This is a genomic window from Streptomyces sp. YS-3 (assembly GCF_045257485.1).
In the GTDB taxonomy this organism is placed as follows: Bacteria; Actinomycetota; Actinomycetes; order Streptomycetales; family Streptomycetaceae; genus Streptomyces.
Window position 1 is genome coordinate 1 of the sequence record NZ_JBJHPC010001093.1, and the last position, 942, is coordinate 942.

At 72.6% G+C, this 942-nt stretch carries 1 protein-coding gene and 1 pseudogene; one reads left to right on the forward strand and one right to left on the reverse strand.

Annotated elements, in window-relative coordinates; genetic code table 11:
* A partial coding sequence (locus ACJA3G_RS37680; RefSeq protein WP_406557501.1) for a trypsin-like serine peptidase occupies positions 1-772 on the forward strand: 772 nt, incomplete at its 5' end.
* Here ACJA3G_RS37680 and ACJA3G_RS37685 read toward each other — a convergent pair.
* Positions 754-942, reverse strand: a pseudogene (locus ACJA3G_RS37685) (hypothetical protein); the annotation flags it as partial. The gene ACJA3G_RS37680 and the pseudogene ACJA3G_RS37685 overlap by 19 nt on opposite strands.

Consider the following 942-nt stretch of genomic DNA (forward strand, 5'->3'; position numbering starts at 1 on the left):
GCCCCCGGCCGCCGTCCCCGGGATGCCGAGCGCGGAGCACTTTCCCGGGATCGCCTCCGTCGGCGTCCTGTTCACCTCCGCGGGCACGGACCCGACGACCGGCGAGCTGCGCGCCCACAAGTGCTCGGCGAGCGTGGTGGAGAGCTCAGGGCCGAGCCTGATCCTGACGGCCGGTCACTGTGCGGGCAGACGCGCGGTGTTCGTCCCCGGATACCGGCCGCGCACCGGGCTCGCCGACCAGCCGTACGGTTTCTACCGGGTCACCGACTGGTACGTGGACGACCAGTACGTCCGCAACAGCAAGAAGGCCGTCTCCGACCTGGACTACTCCTTCGGACGCCTCGCCTCCTCACCCGCGGGCGAGGACGCCCAGGACGTGGTGGGGGCCAACCACCTGGCGCGGACGCCCGGCTACCGCCAGGACGTGACGATGCTGGGCTATCCCCGGGTGGGCCGCAATCCGGCGGACACCCCGGTGCGCTGCTCGGCGCGGTCGGGGCGGCTGGCCGGGTTCCGGCAGATGCGGGTGGAGTGTGCCGGGATGTGGGGCGGTGTCTCCGGCGGGCCGTGGTTCTCCGACGTCGACTGGGACGCCGGGACCGGCGAGATCATCGGGAACGTGGGCGGCTACAACGGCGGCGGCATGGACGTGCCCGAGTCCGACCCCCGCTACCACCGGATCACCTACAGCCCCGTCTACGGCGAGCGCTTCTTCCGGCTCTACGCCGACGCCCGCGACGGCCGCCGCCCGCACTACGGCACGTACCGCTGACCGCGCTCGCCGTAGACGGGGCTGTAGGTGATCCGGTGGTAGCGGGGGTCGGACTCGGGCACGTCCATGCCGCCGCCGTTGTAGCCGCCCACGTTCCCGATGATCTCGCCGGTCCCGGCGTCCCAGTCGACGTCGGAGAACCACGGCCCGCCGGAGACACCGCCCCACAT